The following is a 23,460-nucleotide window of genomic DNA, read 5'->3' on the forward strand; positions in this document are numbered from 1 at the left end:
CTAGAAAAAAGATGCGACGTCCTTAACGCACGACGGATTCTACGGTTCCGTCCTTGAAGCGCGTTTGCAAAAGGTCGCCCGGAGCGAGCTGAGCCGCATTGCGGACGAACTTGCCGTTCTTGTCGAGCGTGAGCGTGTAGCCTTTGGCGATGATGTTCTGCGGATCTACGCCCTTGACTTTCGTTTCGATGAGCTCGAAGCGCGTTTTCTCGAGGTCGAGAATCTTGCGCGAACCCTGCTTCAAGCCTTCCGCATTGCGGTCGATGCGTGCGAATTCGTCGCGCAGCACGAACCTCGTGTCTTTCTGGAGGTTGGCGCGGATAAGGGCGTGCTTTGTCTTTTCGGCCTGGATGCGTGCGGAAACTTTTTGACTGAGCCGCAGTCCCGCGCTGTTCAGTTGCTGCGTGCAGTTGGCAAGCGTGAGCCTCGTGGCGTTTGCAATTTCTTTTGCCGTCTCTATAAGCTTGCTCCAGCTCTCCATCGCAATTTCGACAATGCGCTTGGCGCAATCCGTCGGCGTGATGCAGTAGACTCCCGCCACCTCGTCGAGCAGGCTCCGGTCGATTTCGTGCCCGATGCCCGTGAATACCGGGATGGGGTAGTTCGCTACCGCGCGGCAGAGCGCTTCGCTGTCGAAGTAGTTCAAGTCCGTCTTCGCGCCGCCTCCGCGCACGATGCACACGATGTCGATTTCGTCGTTGTCGCGCAGGGTTTCGAGCGCGTTGAGTACGCTTGCCTCGGTGGAGTTCCCTTGCATGGTGGCGAATACGGGCACGACCCTGAACTTGAAAGGCGAGGCGTCGAGCCTTGTGGTAAAATCCTTGTAGGCCGCGGTGTTTTCGCCGGTGATGAGCCCGATGCATAACGGCATCAGGGGCAGGGGGAGCAACTTGTTCTTTTCGAGCAGGCCTTCGCTCGCTAGCCGCTTCAATATGGCCATGCGCGTGAGGGCGAGTTCACCGAGCGTGTAGACCGGGTCGATGTCGAGAATCTTGGCCTGCAGTTTTCCGCTCGGGATATAGACTTCCGCCTTGATCTGGAGGCAGACCTTGAGTTGTTCCTTGATGGTGAATGGCGTCGCCGCGGTTTCCGTTTTGGCGCGGAGGGCCGCAAACTGGCCCGCGAAGCAGGTGAGGTCTACGGTCGCGATGGGCTTGACGTTGCCTTCCTCGAAATCCGCGATGCTGATGTAGACGACCTTGCCTTTTTCCGTGAGGCGGGTGATGACCCCGTGCACCCAAACCGCCGGAGTTTCGGCAAGCTTGTTCCGGATCGATGTCATGTACTGCATGACCGAGAATGTGCGTACGGGCTGGTCCATGATGGAACGATAGCAATTTTGTGAAAGGACGCGCCCGATAACCTCCAATGCGAAAAGTAAATTTTTATTTACTTATTTTTGATAAATTATCGAAAAAAGCCAATAGAATTGTATTTATAAATGGATTGTGGTCTAATTTTGGGGGTCTTTACTATATTTCTTTTGCGATTGGTTTAACATTATAAGGAGTTTTTGATGAAATACCGATTCTTTGCAGCGGGTCTTGCCGTTACGGCGCTCGCATTTCTGTCCGGTTGTGCCGGAAGCGTAAATGCCACCAAGTCGATTGATTTTGCCGACGCAAACAAGGCTATTGCCGAAGAGGCTAAGGCCGATGCCGCCCAGATGGAAGCGACGAATGCGAAGCTTGATTCCGCCAAGGCCCTGCAGGCCGAAGGTGAAGAAGAACAGGCCGCAGCCCTTGCCGAACAGAGCGTTCTTGAATACAAGCTCGCTGTAGCGAACGCCGAACGTGACGCTGCGAAGAAGGAAGACGAACGCGTCGAGAAGGAACTCCGCGGCGACGTCGAAAGAAAACTTATTTACCAGAGCATCCTTGACAAGGAAGTGAAGAACGGAGGGGCCAAGTAATGAAGATGAAGAACCTGTTTGCCATTAGCGCATTTGCCGCATCCCTCTGCTTTGCCGAAGATGCTGCTCCGGCTGCCGAAGCCACTGAAGTTGCCCAGCCGAGCGTTGTTGAAACCTGCGTTGCCTCGCTCGATGCCGCTGCTAAGGATATTCCTGCGAATGCGATTGCTGCAAAGTATACTCTTGCCGCCGCCAAGGCTGCCGTCGCTAACCTGGAAGCCGCCTTCAAGGACGATCCTGAATCGGAAGAAACTCAGGCTCTTGCTGCCAAGTGCGATATCTATGCGAAGATCGTGACGGCCCAGGCCGAAACGCAGAAGTATCGCAACCATACCGCATCGAACTGGGAAAAGCGCGCCGCCACGGCCCGCTCCATCGAAGCTATCCAGGAACAGATTAGCCAGGCCCGTAGCGGTAAGGTGAACGACCTCGAAGCCGAAAAGGCCAAGATGAAGGACCAGGAAGCCCGCCTCCAGGCCGAAATGCAGCAGAACCAGGAAAAGTTCCAGGCTGAAGCCGCCGCCAAGGAAGCCGCCCTCAAGGCCGCCAGCGAACGCGAAGCCAACCTCCAGAAGCAGCAGGCCGACTTGCAGAAGCAGCAGGCTGACCTGCAGAAGCAGCTCGAGGCCGAAAAGAAGGCTCTCGCCGAGGAACGCGCCAAGGCCGAAGCTCGCCAGGCCGAAGCCATGAACAAGCTGAACGAACTCCAGTCCAAGCTCATCCAGGTGACGAAGGACGCTCGCGGTATTATCCTCTCCATGAGCGATATCCTGTTCGACGTGAACAAGGCTTCCCTCAAGGCCGACCTCAAGACGAGCCTTGCTAAGGTTGCCGGTATCCTTTCCGTGTACCAGCAGTTCAACGTCTCTATTGAAGGTAACACCGACAACACGGGTTCCGAAGAGCACAACATGAAGCTCTCGCAGCAGCGTGCCGACAACGTGATGAAGTTCCTCGTGGACCAGGGTATCGACGCTGGCCGCCTTACCGCCAAGGGTCTCGGCATGAGCATGCCGATTGCCGACAACAAGACGAAGGAAGGCCGCCAGAAGAACCGCCGCGTGGACCTCGTTATCCAGGACAAGGCCCTGCAGCAGAACGTCGAACCGGCTGCCGAAGCTGCTGAACCGGCTGCCGCTCCCGAAGCGAAGTAGTCCTATGGCAAAGACCGTTACCGCCATGGAGGCGAGGCAGAACTTCGGGAACCTCCTGAACCAAGTCTCGCTCCAGCAGGAAGAAGTCGTAATCGAGCGTGCCGGCAAACCGCTGGCCCGCCTCGTGAACGTCGACTCCCCGGATCGTGGCGGTAAACTGGACTTCCGCGATATCGGCAAGCTCCCGAACGGAATTTGGGAAGAGCGCTAGGCCGCGGGTTTTCTTTGCCTGCGGTGGACTGCGCGGCCCCCTTGCCATATGGCCAGAATCTTTGTATATTCTGTAACATGAGAAATATCCTTAACCTTCGACTTCTACTTAGCATCGCACACGAAGCGAGGTTTTAGGCTATTTCAAGGATTTACGAATAGGAATTAACTTAAAGCGCCCGCTTCTGATGTGAAGCGGGTTCTTTTTTGTGGTGAAATGCTATTTTTGAACTGAAAAAAGGAACTTTGCGGCGCATGGAAGCCGGCAAGGAGATGAAAAATGAACGAGAATAAGAACGCAAGACAACCCTTCTTTTACGACGTCACGCTGCGCGACGGCAACCAGGCGCTCCCGAAGCCCTGGAACAATGCGCAGAAGAAGGACGTGTACCTGCAGCTGTTGAAGCTCGGGGTGCAGGGTGCCGAGGTCGGTTTCCCGGCATCGTCTGAAATGGATTTCGAGTCTTGTAAGGAACTGGCGCAGCTCACCGCGAAGATGGCCGAAGAAGGCGACGAGGTGGCAAAGCGCGTCGTGGTTTCGGGCCTGGCCCGCTGCGTGGAAAGCGATATCCAGCGCTGCTGGGAAGCCGTGCAGTTCGCTCCGCATCCGCGTATTCATACCTTCCTCGCGACAAGCCCGCTCTCCATGGAGCACGTGCTGCACCTGACCCCTGAACAGGTCAAGGAGAAGGCGGTTCATTGCGTGAAGTTCGCGAAGTCGCTCGTGGGCGACAAGGGCGACGTGGAATTCAGCGCCGAGCACTTTGGCGACTGCCTCGAGAATATGGACTTTGTTATCGACGTGCTGAAGGCCGTGGTCGAAGCCGGTGCGACGACCATCAACCTGCCGAACACGGTGGAACGCTACCGTCCGCTCCTGTACGTGAACCAGATCAAGCAGGTGTACGAGGCTCTGCCGAAGGACATCACGATTTCTGTGCACTGCCACAACGACCTGGGCATGGCGACCGCCGCCACCGTCGAAAGTTTCTTCGTGGGTGCGACCCAGTTGGAAGTTGCCTTGAACGGCCTGGGCGAACGCTGCGGCAACACGAACTTCTACGAAGTCGCTGTCGCGCTGCACAACTCCGGCGTGGATACCGGCCTGCACATGGAACGCATTTACGAAACGGCCATCCTGATTTCCCAGTGGTCGGGTGTCAACATCTATGCCCGCGCTCCGTTGATCGGCGCCGAGGCCATCGTGCACCGTAGCGGCATCCACCAGGATGGCGCCAGCAAGACGAAGGACATGAAGAAGGGCGCCTACCGCCCGATCGACTACTCCATCATCGGCCGCCACCAGAACGACGCCCTGAGCTTCACGAGCCAGAGCGGCCGCACCGCCGTGTACGAGATTATCACGAAGTTCGGCTACAAGATGACGCTCGCCGAAGCTGCCGAACTGCAGCCGGTATTGAAGGCCTGCAGCGAGAAGGAAGGCGAACTGAGTGCCGAGCGCGTGCTGGACGTGTTCCGCGAGCAGCGCGTGAACGTGAACGGCCGCCTGGTGTTCAACAACATCGAGGTCATCCCCGACGAGAACCGCTTCATCTTCCACTTCAAGAAGGACGGCGAGGCGCTGGTGAAGTCCGTGACGGCAGAAGGCCCCATCGAGGCGGCCCTGATGCTCATGCGCGAAATCGGCATGCCGGTCGAACTCGTGAAGTACCGCCAGCTGGTTGTGCCCGAGAAGGACAAGCTGTGGGCGGGCCGTGGCCTGAGCCGCATTGTGCTGAAGGCGAACGGAACCGAGGTCGAAGGCCGCGGCGTCTCTAGCGATACGCTCAAGGCGAACATGCGCGCCCTCTTCGGCGGCGTGAACCTCTTGTACAAGAAGTAGCCTATGCTCGAACCGTTAACCCGCCCCTTTAAAAGGCACTACGACAAGTACCGCGGAAAACTCGATGGTTTTGTCGGCCCTGTCAAGGAATCCGTGTCCAAGTTGATGGACATGATTCCGAATGGGGAGGCGTTCGCCGGTTCCGAGGATATGGCTGAAGCCGCCGAAGGTGATGTTGTCAAGTCTGGCTTCAAGGCTAAACTGAAAAACTTCAAGCAGTCTCTCAAGGGCCTCTCCGATTTTCAGAAACTCATCTTGCTGACCATCGCAGTCGTGCTCCCTGCGGGAATCCTGATTTCGATTATGGTTGTCGGCTTCATTAAAAAAAGGAAGCGTTAAGGACTAGTTCTAATGAAAAAGAATACCTTGAAATCTATTCTTTGTTGTAGCGCCTTGGCACTGTTCTTTGCCGCCTGTGGCGATGACGATTCGAGCAATCCGGTTGTAGACGAAGAACTTTCTTCTAGCGAACAGGAAACGCTCAGCTCCAGCGGTAATCAAGACGCTTCGAGCGGTTCGAAGGATTCTTCGGGCACTTCAAGCTCGTCGGCCTCTTCGTCGGGCGCATCTTCGGGATCGACGGATTCCTCGTCGGGAACGTCTTCGGCATCATCTTCTGGTTCTTCTTCAAATTCTGAATCGTCGGCCTCCGTTTCTTCGAGTTCAGTTTCCTCGAGTTCGAGCCGGACTTCGACGGGCGATGTCGAAGCGAAAATCATGCCTTCGGGAACATACGATTGCACAAAGTATAAGTGCGTCACGACGGCATCCCTGAACCAGACCATGCTTGCCGCAGGTGACTACGGCGAATTCCTCGACGAAAGAGATGGCCAAGTTTACAAGACAATCCAGATTGATTTCCAGACATGGATGGCGCAGAACCTGAACTACGATACTACGGGTAGTTTCTGCTATAGGGATGACAGCACCTACTGCGACAAGTACGGTAGGATGTATTCATGGAAAACGGTCACCGGCAGGAAGGATTGCGGATACAACACCTTATGTTCTTTGCCGCCCAGCGTGCAGGGCGTATGCCCGGATGGTTGGCATTTGCCCTCGCGTGAAGAATGGATTCGCCTGTTCGACGATGTCGGTATTTTTGGAATCGGTTCCAGTAGCAATTTGAGCTTTGCCGGCGAAAACCTTAAGGCCCAGACGGGCTGGAAAACGAACAACGGCTTGGATGATTACGGTTTTTCGGCGATTCCCTCTGGCCTGATGCAGAACAAGACGTCGTCTATTTGGGAAGGCTCGTCTATGTATGCCTGGACCTCTTCGGAAGCAGACGAGATTGGCGTATATCAGGTCCGGTTCTACGATAGCGATCGTTCCGTGACCGTGAATGTCGACAAAAAGGAATTGATGCTTGCTGTCCGTTGCCTCAAGAATTCCGATGTGAAAATTCTGCCTAGCAGCAGTTCGACGATGCCGAATTATTCTAGCGAGAGTGCTTACGACCTGGAAGATAACGAAGATTCGCTTGAATCGCTCTCTAGGGACGATTACCTTAATCCGGCGCTTCAATACGATTCTCTCGTGGATTCCCGCGACGGGCAAGTCTATAAGATCATCAAGATTGGGCAGCAAATCTGGATGGCGCAGAACTTGAATTATGCCGATAGCGTGCGCACGCCGACCCTTGCGGGCAATAGTTGGTGCTATAAAGATAAAGTTGAAAACTGTGCGCTTCTCGGCCGTTTTTATAATTGGGAAGGGGCGCAGGAAGTTTGCCCCGAAGGCTGGCATTTGCCGACTTCTGGCGAATGGAAAACGTTGGAAGGCAAGTTCGGCGGAAATACGGTGGCAGGGAAATACCTGAGGGCCAGACTGGGCTGGAGGTTCCGCAATGGGGCAGATGAATACGGCTTTTCGGCGATTCCCACGGGAGGTCGTTTTGCTGAAGAACTTAACGATAGCACTGCGGGTTACCTCTATTTGGGGCATGAAGCCTTCTTCTGGAGTTCGTCAACGATGGATGAGAAAATGGCGTTCAGGATGAATATTTCCTACTCCAGCGATTACTCGCATATAGGAATGTACAACAAGTTCTTTGGCCATTCTGTCCGCTGTCTCAAAGACTGATCGTTATGCTTTCTTCCCGCTTGCCCAAAGATCTTTCTCCGTCGCCGTTCTTTGCATTTTATCCGGCATCTCGTTCCTTTGTCTGAATAAAGTAACGCTCTGGAGCGAACTATTGTATATTTGCTGAAAAAAGGAGGTTTTTGTGAAAAAATATTTGTTGTCCGTGCTTGTTTTTGCGTTCCTCGTTGCTTGTGGTGACGATGGTTCCAGTAATCCGGTTGTTGTCGGAAATTCCTCTTCGAGCGAACAAGAGGACGATTCTTCTGTTTCTTCGTCGAGCGTGGCGAGTTCCCAAAGCGAATTGGCTTCTTGCAGTAGTATCCAGGAATCTTCATCTCAATCGAAAGAAGCGTCCTCTTCAAGTGATGCCCAAAGTCCGGTTTCTTCCTCCGTTCAAGAAAGCGATGAAAAATCCAGTTCGTCTGTTTTAAGTAGTTCGAGCGAAGTCGTGGAATCTTCCAGTAGCCTTGACAAAACATCTTCGTCATCCCGTTCGAACGAGACTATTCATAAGGATACCCGCGACGGTCGAGTCTATAGGGTGGTTCTGATTGGAGAAATGGTGTGGATGGCAGAAAATCTGAATTACGAAACGCAGAACAGCTATTGCGCTTACAGTTCGCCTGATAGCTGTGCCAAGTATGGCCGCCTGTATACTTGGGCCGATGCTGTCGGGAAGACAGAAGAGGATTGCGGCGCCGGCCACGATTGTGGGATGAAGAAAAACGATTATGCACCGGGTATTTGTCCCATGGGTTCGCATATTCCGACGCAAAAGGAATGGTATGCCCTTATGGAGGCGATTGGCGGTCAAAACTTGTCGGCGGTGACGAAACTGAAAGCGACCGCGGGGTGGGCCGACGATGCGAACGGTTCTGATGATTACGGCTACTCGGTATATCCCGAAGGCATGTGGTTCGGCGATACGGATGTTTTCCATAAAGGCGAGATGGCGGCATTCTGGGCTTCTACGGAGTATTCTGCTGATATGGCGAATTCCGTAAAAATATATAAGAATGATATTATGGCTGGGCCCGAAAATAAATCTTTTGGAATGAATGTCCGTTGCGTGCTGGACTAGCCCCTTCCGACATTTTAAAGAGGAAAAAAGTTGAAATCGATTTCAATGTTGTCTCCGTGGAAGTTGCTGGCCCTGGTCGGGGCTTTTGCTTGCACGATGCTTGTCGCCTGCGGAGACGATGAAAGCGATTTTGTTGCACGCCCTGAAAAGGAATTGTCATCTTCCGTAAAAAAGAACTCGTCTTCTTCTGCAAAGGATGCTTCTAGTTCGAGTAGTTTGAGGGAAGGCGCTCTTCCGCCATGCAGGGGCGAAGGCTTTGACAACTGCGAGTACGGCACCTTGCACGATGAGCGTGACGGGCAAACTTACAAGACCGTAAAAATCGGTGACCAGTGGTGGATGGCCGAGAACCTGAATTATAAAACGGACAGCAGTCTCTGTTACAAATTGGCCGATTCAAACTGTACCAAGTATGGTCGCCTTTATCCCTGGGGAGATGTCGTTCACGGGGGAGGCTGCCCGAACGGCTGGTTCTTGCCTACGAGCAGTGAAATATATGAATTGGAACTGAATACAGGAAGTTCCTTTGAAGCGCTTGTTGCGGAAGAGTATGGGGGCGTGGATGCGTATGGGTTTTCTGTAAAACTCATTCCTTCTCTATATGAGCCTGATGGTGACGTGTCTATAAAGTCTTTTGATGGTGAGATGGGCTCTAGTACTGAATTTTGGCCCGAAGACCAAGGCACCGTTACCTCGAATTTGAACTGGTCCTTTAGTTCCAAAGAAGGTGGTGGTTCTTATGGGGTATACGGGACTACTAGGAGTGGTTTGTGGAAATGGGTTCGCTGTGTTCGAAATCCCGATGGACTGTATTATGTTCAACCTTGTAAAACGGATAGTACGGATTCCTGCGAATACGGAACCTTGACCGATGAACGCGATGGGCAGACATACAAGACCGTGAAAGTCGGTACGCAGACCTGGATGGCCGAGAACCTGAATTATGAAATGGAAAACAGCAGCTGCTATGGGGACGATTCTCTTAACTGCATCAAGAAGGGGCGGTTGTATAGTGTGACCTCGGCGCAGAGTGCCTGCCCCAAGGGTTGGCATTTACCCACGACCGACGAATGGAAAGTCCTAGATAAGGTGACTGGTCTTGATGATCGCAGATGGCAGGCAAAGGGTGTTGAAAAATGGCCCTATGCTACGGATATGTATGGACTTTCAGTAATTCCCGGTGGAGCGTGGAATCATTTGGCTAGAGGTTATTTAAGAGGTGACGAGGATGCTTTTTTCTGCAGTGTTCTTGAAAGTGAAGAATGTAGTGGTGGGTGGTTTTCGTATTCCGGCAATAGTGGACATACCTGTATCAATGATGATACATGCTCCATCCGCTGCATAAAGGATGAGGATTGATGCTTTCTTCCCGCTTGCCTAAAGATCTTTCTCCGTCGCCGTTCTTTGCCGAACTGGAACGCGTAAAGGCAAGCGTGCTTGCGGAATGTGCCGGTACCAATGCGGTGCCGTTTATCGACATGACGGTGAGCAGCCCGGTAAAGGCGGGACTCCCGATAGACATGGATATGGCGGTGGAGGAGGCTCGCAAGGATTTCGGTTGCTGGAACCCCGATGCCGCTGGATGGAAGAGTGCGCGCGAAGCCGTGGTGGAATACTACCGCGAACGTGGCGGGAACTTCGATGCCGGCCAGATTATCCTTACGGCAAGCACGAGCGAGGCCTACTCCGTATTGTTCAAGGCGTTCTGCGATCCGGGTGATGTCATCTTGACGCCGATGCCGGGCTACCCGCTGCTCGATACCCTCGCGCAGTTGGAACATCTGGAATGTGCTCCGTACTTTTTGAAGCTCGCCCGCGATAAACGGGGGGCGGAATTCCGTTTTGTCCTGGATACCGACAGCCTGCTTGCCGCTCCCGAAAAGGCGAAGATTTTGTTGCTCGTCTCGCCGCACAATCCGACGGGCCATTGCGTGTCGCGTACCGAATGGAACGAGGTCGTCTCGTTCTGCGAACAGCATAACTTGATTCTCGTGGTGGACGAGGTCTTCGGCGACTACGGCATCTCGGACGATGTGCGTCGTACATGGGAGTTTGTTCCCGGCTTGTGTCATCCTGAGCGGAACGAAGTGAAGTCGAAGGATCTAGGCCCGAAATGTCCGATTTTCTGGTTGAACGGCTTAAGCAAGGCGGTGGGTTCTCCGCAGCTCAAGCTCGGCTGGATGGCGTTCTATGCGCCTGAGGAACAGTTCGAACCGATACGTGCCGCCCTTGAATTTGTGGAAGATGCTTACCTGAGCGTTTCCGCTCCGGCGCAGGCGCTTGGCTCATCGCTTCTTAAACAGTCGGCTGCATACGAGTCGCAGGTCCGCGAGCGCTTGCTTACCAACTGGAACACGCTCCGGCAGGCGTTCCCCTCCAAGTATTGCCCCGAGGTTATTGGCGGGTGGTATGCCGCTATCCGCCTGGGCGAAGATGACGAACAGCTCACCCTCGAACTTCTGCAGGCGCAACACGTGCTTGTGCAACCGGGCTTCTTCTTCGACTTTGACGAAGACGGCTGGGTGGTGGTATCGCTCCTGCAGGAACCGGCGTTGTTTAAGGAAGCCGTCGCACGTATGACCCGACCGTCATGCTGACTCCCGAATGTCATGCAGGCGAAGGTCAGCATCAGGGTGACTCCCGAATGTCATGCTGACGAAGGTCAGCATCAGCATTCCCCACCAGATATTTTTATATATTACACGCGGAAATTGAATAGGTTGTAACGTGGAAAAGAAAAAGATTTTGCTCATCAACTGGCGCGACATCAAGAACCCGGAAGCGGGCGGCGCCGAACTGTATTTTCACGAGATTTTCAAGCGCATCAATGCACGCGGTTACGACGTGACCGTTCTCGCTCACCGCGTGAAGGGCCTGCCCGATGAAGAAGTCGTCGACGGCATGCGCACTATCCGCGTCGGCAACAAGTTCCTGTTCAACTATACCGCGTTCCTTTATGCCCGCAAGCACCAGAAGGAATACGACCTCATCATCGAGGACCTGAACAAGATTCCGTTCTTTACGCCGTGCGGCACGAAGGCCAAGCGCCTCCACATGGTGATGCACTTTTTCCGCAAGTCCATTTTCCGCGAGACGTTCTTCCCGATGGCGCTTTACGTTTACCTGATGGAACGCTCGGTCGCCCTCTTCTATAAGAACGAGAACTTCCTCGCCATCTCGCAGAGCACTGCCGACGAAATTGCCGACATGGGTATCAAGCCCAAGTGGACCGAGGTGGTGGAACCGGGTATCGATACCGAGTATTTCCACCCGACGGAAAAGAAGGCCGACCCTCCGGTGATTTCCTATGTGGGCCGCCTCATGAAGTACAAGAACGCGCAGTTTGTCATCAACGCCATGCCGCGCCTCCGGGAACTCGTCCCGGGTATCGTTCTCGAGGTTGCCGGCGGGGGAGACTACCGGGCGGAACTTGAAAAGCTGGTGGACAAGCTTGGCGTGCGCGACTCCGTGAAATTCCTGGGCCGCGTCTCCGAAGACGAAAAGCGCGACCTTTTGAGCCGCTCGTCGCTCTTCATCAACCCCTCGTTCAAGGAAGGCTGGGGCATCAACAACATCGAGGCGAATCTCTGCGGTACGATTTCGATGAGCAACAATGTCGCCGGCCTCAAGGATTCGGTGGTGGACGGGGTGACCGGCCTCCTGTACGAAAATGACGACCCGGAGGGGTTCTGCCAGAAGGCTGCCGCCGTTTTGCACGACCGGGCCCGCCTGGAAACCCTCGAGAAAAACGCCCGTGAGCGCGCCCTGACCATGAGTTGGGACGCAATGGCCGATAAAATGGAAAAAGTTGTTGAAAAAGCGTTCGTATAGCGTTTTTTCACGGCTTTTTTTATTAAATTTGCTCCCGTGATTGCCCCCTGCGGTTTGTCGCTGCGGCGAAAACTGCCCCTTGCTCCGAAATCCTGAGCCGGACCTGGTCCGCTGGATAGGAGCCTTCTCGGCCGTCAAGCTTCCATAGAAGCGCTATTAAGATGGCCCTAAACAACACACACATGCAATCACCCCTTCGGCGGGTCTTTTCCAGCCTTCCGTTGTGGCCAACCCTTACTTATGAGGTGCCCAGATGGAAAACTACATCGCAATCGCACTTTCACTCGTCGCAGTGATTCTGTGCATCGTTATCCTGACTAAGGTTAACAAGATTCTCGACAATCTCCATACTCCGATTGTTAAAAAGCTCACCCCGGATATGAACTTGAAGCCGAATTCCCGCCGCTCTGTCGGTGCCCAGGAAATGGCTCAGCGCGGTGACCGCAACAACAAGGACCATGGTAAGGATCGTCAGAATAACAATAAGGACGCTCGTGGTGACAAGCAGGCTCAGCCTGCCCAGAATCGTGACCGCAACGAACAGCGTTCCGACCGTGGCCAGCGCCGTGACCGCCGTGAAGGCCGTCCCGACCGTCCGCGCCGCGAATTCAACAAGCCGGCCGCTGAAGCTGCTGCTCCTGCCGCCGCTGCCGAACAGGCCCCCGCAGTCGAAGCCGCTGCTCCCGCAGCTGCCGAAGCTCGCCGCCCGCTCGCTCCGCGTATTCCGGTTGAAACCCCGGCTGCTCCTGCAGTTGAGGCCGCTCCCGCTGTTGCCGCTCCTGCCGCTGCTGAAGTTGCCCCGGTCGAAACGACTTTCGACCCGAGCAAGGTCCGCTATGGCCGCCGCAACGTGATCAAGAAGGCTCCCGAACTCGCTGACGAAGCCTAATCTCGCGGAAAATTGCGAAACTTAAAAGTCCCTCGGCTCTGCCGGGGGATTTTTAGTTCGTATAGATTTTGCATTACGGGGTACGTACAGGCGGGGTAACCTGGGGTGGCGGGTCTAGCGCGTGCTAGAATTTTTCGTCGTAACCGTCATCGTACTCGTCGTCGTATTCGTCCTGGTCGGGGAATCCGGATTCCAGTTCGGAAAAACTCGGCTCCTCGATGTCCACCACCTCGACCTCGAATGTGAGGTCCTTGCCGGCGAAGGGGTGGTTGCCGTCCACGAGCACGGAGTCGCGGTAGATTTCCTTGACGATGTAGATGCCGTCGCTTTCGTCCTTGTCGAGGTTCAGGTCCTCGATGAACTCGTCGGCGGTGTCGGGCAACTGGAATTCACGGATGTCGTTGTCCATGAACATCTCCAGCTCCATTCCGATCCAGAGCTCGCCGACTTCTTGCAGTTCCTCCTTGGGAACCTTCATGATGAGGTCTTGGCGGTAGGCGCCGTAACCGAGATCGCACGGGATGTCAATGGAGAACTTCTCGCCAAGTTTTCTTCCGGCAAGGGCCGCTTCTAGCCCCGGAATGATGTTGTTGTAGCCATGGATGTACACGAACGGATGCGTCGGCTGGATCTCTTCCAGGATGCGTCCGCTCCTTTCCATGAGCACGTAGGCGATGCTGACCTTGGTCTTGTCTTCGATGACTTCCATACGGGGGGCAAATATAGTTAATAGTTTGCCTATTGCTAGTTATTGGTTAGTGGAGATATTATTAAATTTTCCGCATGCTTTACGGTATTTGTTCTGATATTCATTCCAACGCAACCGCATTTGAAGCAGTACTCCAGTCCATGGAGGAGAATCATGTTGAAAGGCGCGTCTGTTTGGGAGACTTGGTGGGGTATGGAGCGGACCCCGACGAGTGTGTGAAACTTGCCCGCGAAAACATGGATTTGTGCCTAATCGGAAACCACGATAGCGTCGCTATCAAGTACGAATCGAGCGTGGGGTTCAATCCGTATGCGAAGCAGGCTATCGAGTGGACGCAGGCGCATTTGAGCAAGAGTTCGATCGACTACCTGAAGGCGCTTCCCTATATCAAGGAAGAATTGGACGATATTACGTTTGTGCATGCCTCCCCGCTTTCGCCCGCGGACTGGGTGTATGTGACTGACTTGGAAGAGGCGCTTGATGCCTTCGACCATTTCCGCGGTACCTACTGCTTTATCGGGCATACGCACAGCCCGGTAATCGTGGCGAGCCGCCCGATGGCCATCCCCAAGATTCTCGACGAGTACGAATATACCATAGTGAATACCGAGCGCCTGTTGGTGAACGTGGGAAGCGTGGGTCAGCCCCGCGACCGCGATTGCCGTGCCTGCTGGTGCCTGCTCGATACCGTGACGAAGTGCGTCCGCATAATCCGCGTTGAATACGACGTGTTCCGCACGCAGGAACGCATGCGCAAGGCCGGTATGCCGAGCTTCCTCATCGACCGCCTGAGCATGGGAAGATAGTTTGTCTTCGATATGAAATGGGTTCTTGCAGTTTTTGGTAAGGCCGGCTCGCCGTTCATCGCGGACGAGGTGGACAAGTACGTGAAGCGCCTGCGCGGGGGAGTCTACCCGCTCGAAGTCGTGGAACTCAAGGAATCTAAAATCGACGACCGTGTTCAGGCTCTTGCTCAGGAAGCGACACTTTTTGACAAGAAATTCCCGAAGTCGGAATACCGCCGCGTCATCCTCTCCGAAGAGGGCAAGCTCATGGACACGGTGAAACTTTCGGATACGCTTCGCGACCGTTTCCCGGGAAATATCGTGTTCCTGATTGGTTCGGCCTACGGAATTGATGAAAATTTGAAAAAGACGGCGGATTTGCTGCTTTCGCTCTCGCCGCTCACGTTTACGCACGACCACGCCCGCGTACTTTTTGCCGAACAGCTCTACCGCGTGCAGATGGTGATGCAGAACCACCCGTATCATCACCGGTAAAAAATTTATGGGAGGAACGATGAAGTGTAAATTTGGAATAAGATGCGCTTTTGCCGTCCTTGCGGCTCTCTTGCTTTATGCTTGCGGTTCCTCGGGAACGGAGCCTGATTTCAAGGAGAGACCGGGTTCGAGCAGCTCCATCGAGGACGAAGAGATTAGCAGCTGTAGTTCGGCTGTAAAGAGTAGCAGCAGCTCGGCTGTAAAGAGCAGTTCCAGTTTGCAATTGACTCAGGTGCATACGGAATATAAGTACGATCCCGAAAAAGTCAAGCACGGTACGTTTGAGGATCCGCGCGATGGCGAGGTCTACAAGACGATAACTGTAGAAGGTTCCACCTGGTTGGCCGAGAACCTGAGGTTTGAACCTGATACGGGCAGCTACTGTCATCGGAATGCGGACACCTGTGCCGTTTTGGGACGCTACTATTCCTGGGGGGCCGCCCAGAAGGCTTGCCCAGAAGGGTGGCGCCTGCCGAGGAGACGTTCTTCTGATGATTTTTTGGCCTTGTTGGGTAAGTTGTCCTGGACGTCCCCGTGGGGCATTCTGGAAACGGTATGTAATACCGAGGTGTTTGCGGCGGGGGATAATGTCGGAAAGGATGTGTATGGACTCGGTATTCTGGCTGCTGGATATTATGATCTAGAAAAAGATACTGTCTATTTCCCGGAAAGTTATTATGTGGACTATTGGACATCTGATACTTCAAAGTCTGGTCTTCCTACAGCCAGATTTTACTTTGCTGAAGATTATTATAAAGGAACTGGCGATCTAATCATAGTTACAAGAGCGAATCCTGTCAGGTGCTTGAGGGAGGAAAAATGAGAAGAATTCTATTTGTGGTGACTCTTGTCATTGTCGGTGCCCTTGCATCATGCGACTCGGAATCGGAACCTATAGCGGCAAGGGATGACGGGTCTGATTCAAGCTCGAGCCTTGTTTCAAGTTCAAGCCTGAGTTCCAGCTCATGCTCCGGTTCTCCCTATTCAAATTATGAACCTTCCGTCTACGATCCGAAAAAGCAGACTTTGACAGATGGACGCGATGGTCAGGTCTATAGGACCGTGGTTGTCGGGGATCAGGTCTGGATGGCCGAAAACCTCAATTACGATTATTATTATAAATCGGGTCGAAGCTTCTGCTATGGGAATGATTCCAGCAAGTGCTCGAAATATGGGCGGCTTTATACTGCATCTGCCGCCCTGGACTCGGCAGGGATTTTTTCGCGGGATGTTTCGTCATGTGGTGGGAGGAATTGTTCGTGGAATGCGGAAGAAATTAGGGGAATCTGCCCGGATGGGTGGCATGTGCCAACTGCAATAGAATGGAATGTTCTGATGTATAAAGCGGGAACAATGGGAGGAATCCGCGAAGTTTTGATAGATAAGGAAAGCTGGCTGAAACAAGGGGGAAGAGATGATTTGGGCTTTTCTATGATGGCTACGGGGTGGCGGGCTGGTGAAGGCGGAGTTTTTAATTATGAAGGTCATTCGACGTGCTTTTGGCTTTCTAAAATGGAACAAAGAAGTTATGTGCGTTTTGTGTACTCAGACACGGTTGTTTTTAATGGAGAAATGGAGTTCTTGAATGAAAAATGGTATGATCCACCCATTGCCTGCCCCCTTCGATGCCTGAAGAATGGTTCGGAGGTGGGCGTTCCTGAACCTGAACACGAATTTGTTTATGGCTCTGTCGAAGATTCCAGGGATGGCCGTGTCTACAAGACTATAGAAATTGGAGACCAGGTGTGGATGGCGGAAAATTTGAAATTGGATGTGCCGGCGGAATATGATTCCCTGACATCTTGCCCGGGAAATGATCCGGAAAAATGCGAAAGCATAGGTCGTCTGTATTCTTGGACTGCGGCGATTGATTCTGCTCAGGTCTATTCAGATGGAGGTAAAGGCTGTGGATACGGTAGATATTGTATCCCGCCTGCTGAAGTGTTGGGGCTATGTCCAGAAGGATTCCACCTTCCCAGTCGAGACGATGTTGCCAAGTTAATGAAAAGTGTCGGGGGAGATGAGATCGGAGCGGCGAATTTGAAAAGCCGTAGTGGATGGCCTTATGGAGATCTTGCCTATGATTTGTATGGATTTAATAGTATACCTGTTGATTCTACAGCGGCTTATTGGATTGCTGATCCTAATTCTGCAGATATGATATTTGCCCTTTATGGTAAAGGGCATGCTTATAGTTTGTGGCTTGATTTCGGAAAGACGAAACTGTATATAACATCCAACTTGCAAAATAAAAATTATTTTATTCGTTGCCTTAAATCGACAATGTCGGATGGCGATTACTCGAAGATGTATATCAAGGACGAAAGTGCCTACGATGAGGATTCGAACACGCTGACGGATTTCCGTGACAATAAGATCTATAGGACGGTGAATGTCGAAGGGCGCGTATGGATGGCGGAAAACCTGAACTTTATTTATAACTGGGACAGGGCCGTAAGCCATTGCAATTTTAATAAATATAAATGGAACGAATGTACGGAATATGGCCGCTTCTATAGCTGGAGCGCGGCTTTCGATTCGCTCGGTATCTTTTCGGATGATGCGGAAAAATACGTGCGTGGAACATGCCCGCGCGGATGGCACTTGCCCTCTGAGACCGAATGGGAAGAGCTGTTCGCCGCTGCTGGCGGGGAAGATGGAGCAGCCCTGAATTTGATGAACCGTAATTATTGGGGAAATTATGTAGGGAAGGATTCCTTGGGCTTTACTGCTTTGCCTGGAGGCTACCTTACTTCAGTATATGGTAGCCCTACGAATGAGAAGGCCTATTTCTGGGAATCAACGAAAAAGGTCGCTTATATTGATGGAGTCAAGGTTGGCATAGAAACAAGAACTTCAGAAAGTGAGTATCCCATCCGCTGCGTGATGGATTCGGAATAAAATGGATTTGGCAACTTTTTTCTATATTTGCGCGCGTAAAAAACGGATGCAATATGAACGCTGAAATCGAAAAACGCCGCACCTTTGCCATTGTCAGCCACCCTGACGCGGGTAAGACCACCATCACCGAAAAGTTCCTGTGGTACGGGAACGTCATCCGCGAGGCGGGTCACGTTCGCGCCAAGGCGAACCGTAGCTACACGGTGAGTGACTGGATGAAGATAGAACAGCAGCGTGGTATTTCGGTTTCGAGTTCCGTGTTGAACTTCCCGTTCGAAGGCTGCATGTTCAACCTCGTCGATACCCCGGGGCACCAGGACTTCTGTGAAGACACCTACCGTGCCCTGACTGCCGTGGATGCCGCCCTCGTGCTTATCGACAGCGTGAATGGCGTGGAAAAGCAGACCATCAAGCTCATGGACGTGTGCCGCATGCGCCACACCCCGATCATCACGTTCATCAACAAGATGGACCTCGATGGTCGCCACGTTTTTGACCTGCTCGATCAGATTGAAAATATTCTGCACATCAAGACGGCCCCGTTCACCCTCCCGATTGGCGTGGGTAAGCTTTTCAAGGGCGTCTACTCCATCGCCGAGAACACGTTCCACACTTTCAACAAGGAAGAAGGCCACCAGGAAATCATCCAGATGGAAGGTCCGGACGATCCGCGTCTCGTTGAAATGTGCGGCGAGAACTGGGTGAACCAGTTCAAGGAAGAATACGAGATGGTCACCGGCGGTATGGACCCGTTTGACCACGAGAAGTTCCTGAAGGGCGAAATGTGCCCCGTGTTCTTCGGTTCTGCGGTGAACAATTTCGGTGTGCGCCAGCTGTTGAACGCTTTCGCGAAGCTCGCGCCGCCCCCGATGGTGCGCGAGACTGACAAGCGCCCGGTGAGCCCCGACGAAGACGCCTTCAGCGCGTTCGTCTTCAAGATCCAGGCCAACATGGACCCCAAGCATCGCGACCGCACCGCCTTCCTGCGCATCTGCTCGGGTAGCTTTACTCGCGGGGAGAAGGTTTTTCACGTGCGTTCGGGCCGTGACATTCGCCTCGCCGCCCCAACGGCGTTCCTTGCGAAGGACAAGGAAGTCATCGACCACGCCTGGGCCGGCGACATCGTGGGCATCAACGACCCGGGTCTCTTCCGCATCGGTGACACGCTTACTGACGGCGAGAAGATGAACTTCACGGGTATCCCGGACTTCGCTCCGGAACACTTCGCCCGTGTGACGCTCCTGAACCCGCTTAAGTCTAAGCAGATGGCGAAGGGCCTTGCCGAACTTAGCGAAGAAGGTGCGACCCAGCTTTACGAACCGCTCAAGTCCGCGATTCCGGTCATCGGCGTGGTGGGCGAGCTGCAGTTCGACGTGCTCAAGTTCCGCCTGCAGAGCGAATACGGTGCCGACGTGGCGCTCGACCGCGTGCCGGCTCACGGAATCCGTTGGGTCTCCGGCCCCGAGAAGGATGTCGCGAAGTTCGCCGACGAATATGCGATGGACTGCATGATGGACAAGGAAAGGAACCTCGTGTGCCTCTTCCCGAACGAGTACCGTCTGAACCTCGCAATGAAGAACTACGAGAACCTGAAGTTCGCGGAGACCTCGCAGGGGTAGTGCCTACGGCACAGTTCTGAGTTCCTAGTAACGCGCCCTATGGGCTAGTTACTAGCGTTGATTTTTTTTTACATCTATCGTTGCAGATTTATCCTTGAGATTCTAGTAACTATTAATTAGTAACTAGTAACTTTTATATATTTCCTTCAAAATGCGGGCTGACTTCGCCTGCAGGACTATTTTTAACTAAAAGGAATAACATGAAACGTATCTCTATCGTCGCTATGGCAATTCTTACCGCCAGTCTCGTCGCCTGCAATCAGGCCGCCGCCGGTGGTTCATTCAACCAGCAGGCCCGCCTCGACTCCCTTGAAAAGGATTTCAACGTCCTCAAGGAAGAATTTGAGGTCATCAAGTATGCTCTCGACAAGCGCGGCATCTCCATCGAACAGGCCCGTGCCGAAATGGAAGCCGACAACAAGGTCTGGGACATCCCCGACGAAGACAGCCCGGTTTTCGGCAACACCAAGAACCCGAAGCTCACCATTGTTGAATTCACCGAATTCCAGTGCCCGTACTGCTCCCGCATTGCTCCGACCATGAAGGAACTCAATGCGAAGTACCCGGACAAGATCAAGTTCGTCTACAAGCACTTCCCGCTCAGCTTCCACGCCAACGCCAAGGCTGCCGCTGCCGCCTCTGTCGCTGCTCAGAAGCAGGGCAAGTTCTGGGAATTCCGTTACGCTCTCGCTCCGCATAGCCGTGAACTCTCCGACTCCATCTACGTTGCCGTCGCTACCGAAATCGGCCTCGACATCGAAAAGTTCAAGAAGGACATGGTTCTCGACTCCGCCATGGAAGCTCGCATCGACAAGGACTTCCAGTTGGGCGTGAAGGTCGGCGTGCAGGGCACCCCGAACTTCTACATCAACGGCAAGCGCCAGGACCGCTTCTCTCCGGACCTGGTCGAAAAGCTCCTCAAGGAAGCCAAGTAGTGTTTTCAAGCGTGCACGCAATTTTAGCGGGCACGCTTTCGAATTTTGCGTTAAAAGTTTAATTTCAAGAGAAACAATCACAAAACAAGGAAACGACATATGATCAAGCAAACATTGAAAGTCGCGTCCGTCATCCTCCTGGGTGTCAGCGTGGCTGCAATGGCTCAGCCGAAGAAGCCGAAGACTGTCGTCTATAAGTTCTTCGATGAGCAGTATCGTCCGGGTGGTTTCGACTACTCCTACGGCGGCACAAGCAAGGGCGTGACCATCACGAAGGATGGCGGTTACAAGTCCAAGGCCGCTTTGAACATCAAGCTGGACCCGAAGGAATACTCCGGTGCGTCCATCTGCTTGTACAACGAGTTCTTCGACCTGAACAAGTACATGCTTGATTCCAAGGTCGAATTCATGATCAAGGGCAAGCACGGCGGCGAAGCCGTGAAGGTCGGCCTCCTCGACGAAGAAGTCAGCGATGGCAAGAAGACCCAGGTCGTGCTCCCGATGAACAAGTACATTGAGGGCGGTGCCGTCACGACGGATTGGAAGAAGGTTTCCATTCCTCTCGTCGACTTCCCGGACCGTGGCCTCTACTGGGACAACACCCGCAAGTCCGAATTCCCGTCCCGCATCGACTGGGACAAGATTGCTGAAATCCGCTTCTCCATCGACAAGAGCGGCGCCAGCGAATTCGAAGTCTGGGTGGACAACATCGAAATCGTGAAGGGCAACAAGAAGGCTGCCCCGAAGAAGCAGATCGTCTACTGGGATGAAAACAACGACGTTATCGACGGCCCGAAGAACCCCGAAAAGCTCGACGGCAAGGTCAAGCCGGTGGCTAACGGTACGTTCTACTCCGACGGCCTCAAGGGCTTCAGCTACAGTTACGGTGGTCTTTCCGCCCAGCGTGAAGCTCAGTCCAAGACCCCGGGCAACAAGAACGTGCTCGCCCTCTACATCGACAACAACGACTGGTCCGGCGTGACCTACTCGCTCGGTGAAGGCAAGTACATCGACCTTTCCAAGGTCCGCAACAAGGGCGGTCTCTACTTCTGGATCAAGGGTAAGCTCGGCGGCGAAAAGGTGTACGTCGGTATCCTCGACAACCAGGGCAACGACATCAAGAGCCAGACCAAGGTTAGCCTGAACGACTGGATCGCCGGCGCCAAGGTTGGCACCGATTGGAAGCTCGTGAAGATTCCTCTGAAGAAGTTCGTCGACAAGGGTAAGGCTTGGGACGCTAACAAGCAGGCCGAAGTCGCCAAGGACGTGCAGTGGAACAAGATTCAGGAAATCCGCTTCTCCGTTGGCAAGGGTGAAAACCAGGGCGAACCGGGCAAGCCGGCTCCTGTGACCATCTTCGTCGACCAGATCACGTTCACCGAAACCATCGACTGGGTTGACCCGGATATCAAGTGGGACAACTGGAAGTCCAAGGCTCCGGACATGATCATTTCCGACTTCGAAGGCAAGTTCGCCAAGGACAAGTGGGAACCGTCTTTCGGTCCGAAGTCCAAGGCCGAAATCGAAATGCCGTACAAGAGCTCCAAGCTCGATGGCAACTCTCTCTTCATCAAGCACTTCGAAATGTCTGACTGGGTGGACTTCGTTCTTGACTTCACCAAGAACACCGCCGCTCACGACGCCAAGCTCCGCGACTGGACCAACCACTGGGGCATTATGTTCGACGTCTACTCTGAACGTGCATGGCAGTCCATCACGGTCCAGGTCGGTGACGCCGGCAACGAACTCTTCGTGTCCAACACCGGTGTGCCTCGCGGCCGTACCACTGTGATTGTTCCGTTCCGCACCTTCAGCAAGTTCCCGTACTACCAGCCGCCTAACGCGAAGGAAAACGGCGTGTTCGACCTGAAGAACGTCGTGTCCATCGACTTCAAACCGGGTGGAGAAGGTTCTAACGGCTCCTTCGAAATCGACAACATCAAGCTCACCAACCAGCGCGAAGTCAAGGCTGCCGCTCGTCCGGCTGTCGTGAAGGTCGACGTGAAGGGTACCAGCGAAGTGATCAACCCGAACATCTCGGGCGGCCTCTTCGGTATCAACGCTGCCCTCTGGGATGGCGACATGCTTGACAATCCGAAGTTCAAGGTTCAGACCCGCGACTTCGTGAAGCGCATCAACCACGGCATCATCCGTTACCCGGGTGGTCTCCGTGCCGATGACGACCACTGGAAGGAAATCCTCGACAACCACGACTGGATGGTCGATACCGACGAATTCCTCGAATGGCTGAAGAAGACCGGCTCCAACGCCATGTTCACCGTGAACTTCGGTTCCGGCACCGAACAGGAAGCTGCCGCTTGGGTGAAGCACACCAACATCGACAAGAAGGCCGGCATCAAGTACTGGGAAATCGGTAACGAAGTCTATGGTAACTGGCATCCGTACTACGAAAAGTATGGTAAGGATGGCGGTACCATCTATGGTAAGCGTGCCCGCAAGTTCATCGAAGCCATGAAGAAGGTTGACCCGACGATCAAGGTCGCAGTCCTCGGCGTGCTCGATGGCCAGTGGAACGACAACGTGCTCAAGGAAACCGGCGACATTGCCGACGGTATCATTGTGCACCACTACCCGCAGCACTTCGGTGAAGAAAACGACTTCGCCATGCTCTCTGCTCCGCAGGACCTCGTGCCTATCTACAGCCGCCTCCACAAGCTCGTGGACAAGTGGACCAAGCACTTCAACAAGGACAAGAAGTTCGAACTCTGGCTCACCGAATGGAACTCCGTGGACTTCAACCCGGGTCCGCAGACCATCGCTCTCGAAAACGGCCTGTTCGTTGCTGACTACCTCGCTATGCTCGCCACCGAAAACGTGGACAACGCACAGTACTGGGATATCCACAACGACATCACTCCGGAAGGCGGTGACTACGGTTACCTGACCCGTTCTGCAGAAGACTGCATGAACTGCCCGCGTCCGAGCTACTGGGCATTCCAGATGGCTTCTGACGCTCTCCGCGGCAAGCTCCTCAAGACCGTGATTACCGG

At 53.7% G+C, this 23,460-nt stretch carries 20 protein-coding genes; 18 read left to right on the forward strand and 2 right to left on the reverse strand.

Annotated features, from left to right (window positions below):
- Window positions 1-22 precede the first annotated feature (22 nt).
- Entirely contained in the window at window positions 23-1,321 is a 1,299-nt protein-coding gene (gene xseA, locus IK012_RS12670; protein WP_290955173.1) for an exodeoxyribonuclease VII large subunit, read from the reverse strand.
- 195 nt (window positions 1,322-1,516) lie between these two features.
- On the opposite strand from xseA, the gene IK012_RS12675 reads away from it, so the two are divergent.
- From IK012_RS12675 to IK012_RS12725, 11 genes are all read left to right on the forward strand, one after another.
- Window positions 1,517-1,912, forward strand: coding sequence for a hypothetical protein (locus IK012_RS12675; protein WP_290955175.1), 396 nt, complete (start codon window positions 1,517-1,519; stop codon window positions 1,910-1,912).
- Window positions 1,912-3,066: an OmpA family protein gene (locus IK012_RS12680; protein WP_290955177.1), complete on the forward strand. Its 1,155-nt coding sequence runs from the start codon at window positions 1,912-1,914 to the stop codon at window positions 3,064-3,066. Before IK012_RS12675 ends, IK012_RS12680 begins: the two co-directional genes overlap by 1 nt.
- 4 nt (window positions 3,067-3,070) lie before the next feature.
- Window positions 3,071-3,277 (forward strand): type II toxin-antitoxin system Phd/YefM family antitoxin, encoded by a 207-nt coding sequence (locus IK012_RS12685; protein ID WP_290955182.1) that lies wholly within the window; start codon window positions 3,071-3,073, stop codon window positions 3,275-3,277.
- A gap of 279 nt (window positions 3,278-3,556) precedes the next feature.
- A complete protein-coding gene (gene leuA2 / locus IK012_RS12690; RefSeq protein WP_290955184.1) occupies window positions 3,557-5,119 on the forward strand; it encodes a 2-isopropylmalate synthase LeuA2 in 1,563 nt (520 codons plus the stop codon).
- Between the two features lie 3 nt (window positions 5,120-5,122).
- Complete coding sequence (locus IK012_RS12695; protein ID WP_290955186.1) at window positions 5,123-5,458, forward strand: hypothetical protein; 336 nt, start codon at window positions 5,123-5,125, stop codon at window positions 5,456-5,458.
- 12 nt (window positions 5,459-5,470) lie between these two features.
- A complete protein-coding gene (locus IK012_RS12700; protein WP_290955188.1) occupies window positions 5,471-7,204 on the forward strand; it encodes a fibrobacter succinogenes major paralogous domain-containing protein in 1,734 nt (577 codons plus the stop codon).
- Window positions 7,205-7,346: 142 nt separating this feature from the next.
- Window positions 7,347-8,285, forward strand: coding sequence for a fibrobacter succinogenes major paralogous domain-containing protein (locus tag IK012_RS12705; RefSeq protein WP_290955190.1), 939 nt, complete (start codon window positions 7,347-7,349; stop codon window positions 8,283-8,285).
- Between the two features lie 30 nt (window positions 8,286-8,315).
- A complete protein-coding gene (locus IK012_RS12710; protein ID WP_290955192.1) occupies window positions 8,316-9,644 on the forward strand; it encodes an FISUMP domain-containing protein in 1,329 nt (442 codons plus the stop codon).
- The gene (locus IK012_RS12715) at window positions 9,644-10,882 is read left to right on the forward strand and encodes a pyridoxal phosphate-dependent aminotransferase (protein ID WP_290955194.1); all 1,239 of its coding nucleotides are present in this window, start codon (window positions 9,644-9,646) and stop codon (window positions 10,880-10,882) included. The genes IK012_RS12710 and IK012_RS12715 overlap by 1 nt, the downstream gene beginning before the upstream one ends.
- Window positions 10,883-11,012: 130 nt before the next feature.
- Window positions 11,013-12,116: a glycosyltransferase family 4 protein gene (locus IK012_RS12720; protein WP_290955196.1), complete on the forward strand. Its 1,104-nt coding sequence runs from the start codon at window positions 11,013-11,015 to the stop codon at window positions 12,114-12,116.
- Between the two features lie 253 nt (window positions 12,117-12,369).
- Window positions 12,370-13,005: a hypothetical protein gene (locus IK012_RS12725; RefSeq protein WP_173380072.1), complete on the forward strand. Its 636-nt coding sequence runs from the start codon at window positions 12,370-12,372 to the stop codon at window positions 13,003-13,005.
- 124 nt (window positions 13,006-13,129) lie between these two features.
- Here IK012_RS12725 and IK012_RS12730 read toward each other — a convergent pair whose 3' ends face one another.
- The gene (locus IK012_RS12730; RefSeq protein WP_173380071.1) at window positions 13,130-13,714 is read right to left on the reverse strand and encodes an FKBP-type peptidyl-prolyl cis-trans isomerase; all 585 of its coding nucleotides are present in this window, start codon (window positions 13,712-13,714) and stop codon (window positions 13,130-13,132) included.
- Between the two features lie 74 nt (window positions 13,715-13,788).
- Between IK012_RS12730 and IK012_RS12735 the strand changes: the two genes are divergently transcribed.
- From IK012_RS12735 to IK012_RS12765, 7 genes are all read left to right on the forward strand, one after another.
- Window positions 13,789-14,520, forward strand: coding sequence for a metallophosphoesterase family protein (locus IK012_RS12735; protein ID WP_173380070.1), 732 nt, complete (start codon window positions 13,789-13,791; stop codon window positions 14,518-14,520).
- Window positions 14,521-14,532: 12 nt separating this feature from the next.
- Window positions 14,533-14,994 (forward strand): 23S rRNA (pseudouridine(1915)-N(3))-methyltransferase RlmH, encoded by a 462-nt coding sequence (locus IK012_RS12740; protein WP_290955200.1) that lies wholly within the window; start codon window positions 14,533-14,535, stop codon window positions 14,992-14,994.
- Window positions 14,995-15,013: 19 nt separating this feature from the next.
- Entirely contained in the window at window positions 15,014-15,817 is an 804-nt protein-coding gene (locus IK012_RS12745; protein WP_290955201.1) for an FISUMP domain-containing protein, read from the forward strand.
- Window positions 15,814-17,895 carry an FISUMP domain-containing protein gene (locus IK012_RS12750; protein ID WP_290955203.1) on the forward strand — a complete coding sequence of 694 codons (2,082 nt, stop codon included), beginning with the start codon at window positions 15,814-15,816 and terminating at the stop codon, window positions 17,893-17,895. Before IK012_RS12745 ends, IK012_RS12750 begins: the two co-directional genes overlap by 4 nt.
- A 53-nt stretch (window positions 17,896-17,948) precedes the next feature.
- The gene (locus IK012_RS12755) at window positions 17,949-19,514 is read left to right on the forward strand and encodes a peptide chain release factor 3 (RefSeq protein WP_290955205.1); all 1,566 of its coding nucleotides are present in this window, start codon (window positions 17,949-17,951) and stop codon (window positions 19,512-19,514) included.
- A gap of 200 nt (window positions 19,515-19,714) precedes the next feature.
- A complete protein-coding gene (locus IK012_RS12760; RefSeq protein ID WP_163442250.1) occupies window positions 19,715-20,449 on the forward strand; it encodes a thioredoxin domain-containing protein in 735 nt (244 codons plus the stop codon).
- A gap of 99 nt (window positions 20,450-20,548) precedes the next feature.
- On the forward strand, window positions 20,549-23,460 hold a 2,912-nt coding region (locus tag IK012_RS12765), incomplete at its 3' end, for a carbohydrate binding domain-containing protein (protein WP_290955207.1).

It is taken from the genome of Fibrobacter sp., from assembly GCF_017551775.1.
Classification (GTDB): Bacteria; Fibrobacterota; Fibrobacteria; order Fibrobacterales; family Fibrobacteraceae; genus Fibrobacter.

Bases quoted from the DNA above. Each gene is read 5' to 3' on its own strand.
- IK012_RS12715 (WP_290955194.1), top strand. From the start codon at position 9,644: ATGCTTTCTTCCCGCTTGCCTAAAGATCTTTCTCCGTCGCCGTTCTTT.
- IK012_RS12730 (WP_173380071.1), bottom strand. From the start codon at position 13,714: ATGGAAGTCATCGAAGACAAGACCAAGGTCAGCATCGCCTACGTGCTC.
- leuA2 (WP_290955184.1), top strand. From the start codon at position 3,557: ATGAACGAGAATAAGAACGCAAGACAACCCTTCTTTTACGACGTCACG.
- IK012_RS12750 (WP_290955203.1), top strand. From the start codon at position 15,814: ATGAGAAGAATTCTATTTGTGGTGACTCTTGTCATTGTCGGTGCCCTT.
- IK012_RS12745 (WP_290955201.1), top strand. From the start codon at position 15,014: ATGAAGTGTAAATTTGGAATAAGATGCGCTTTTGCCGTCCTTGCGGCT.
- IK012_RS12760 (WP_163442250.1), top strand. From the start codon at position 19,715: ATGAAACGTATCTCTATCGTCGCTATGGCAATTCTTACCGCCAGTCTC.
- IK012_RS12740 (WP_290955200.1), top strand. From the start codon at position 14,533: ATGAAATGGGTTCTTGCAGTTTTTGGTAAGGCCGGCTCGCCGTTCATC.
- xseA (WP_290955173.1), bottom strand. From the start codon at position 1,321: ATGGACCAGCCCGTACGCACATTCTCGGTCATGCAGTACATGACATCG.
- IK012_RS12685 (WP_290955182.1), top strand. From the start codon at position 3,071: ATGGCAAAGACCGTTACCGCCATGGAGGCGAGGCAGAACTTCGGGAAC.
- IK012_RS12735 (WP_173380070.1), top strand. From the start codon at position 13,789: ATGCTTTACGGTATTTGTTCTGATATTCATTCCAACGCAACCGCATTT.
- IK012_RS12680 (WP_290955177.1), top strand. From the start codon at position 1,912: ATGAAGATGAAGAACCTGTTTGCCATTAGCGCATTTGCCGCATCCCTC.
- IK012_RS12695 (WP_290955186.1), top strand. From the start codon at position 5,123: ATGCTCGAACCGTTAACCCGCCCCTTTAAAAGGCACTACGACAAGTAC.
- IK012_RS12675 (WP_290955175.1), top strand. From the start codon at position 1,517: ATGAAATACCGATTCTTTGCAGCGGGTCTTGCCGTTACGGCGCTCGCA.
- IK012_RS12755 (WP_290955205.1), top strand. From the start codon at position 17,949: ATGAACGCTGAAATCGAAAAACGCCGCACCTTTGCCATTGTCAGCCAC.
- IK012_RS12700 (WP_290955188.1), top strand. From the start codon at position 5,471: ATGAAAAAGAATACCTTGAAATCTATTCTTTGTTGTAGCGCCTTGGCA.
- IK012_RS12725 (WP_173380072.1), top strand. From the start codon at position 12,370: ATGGAAAACTACATCGCAATCGCACTTTCACTCGTCGCAGTGATTCTG.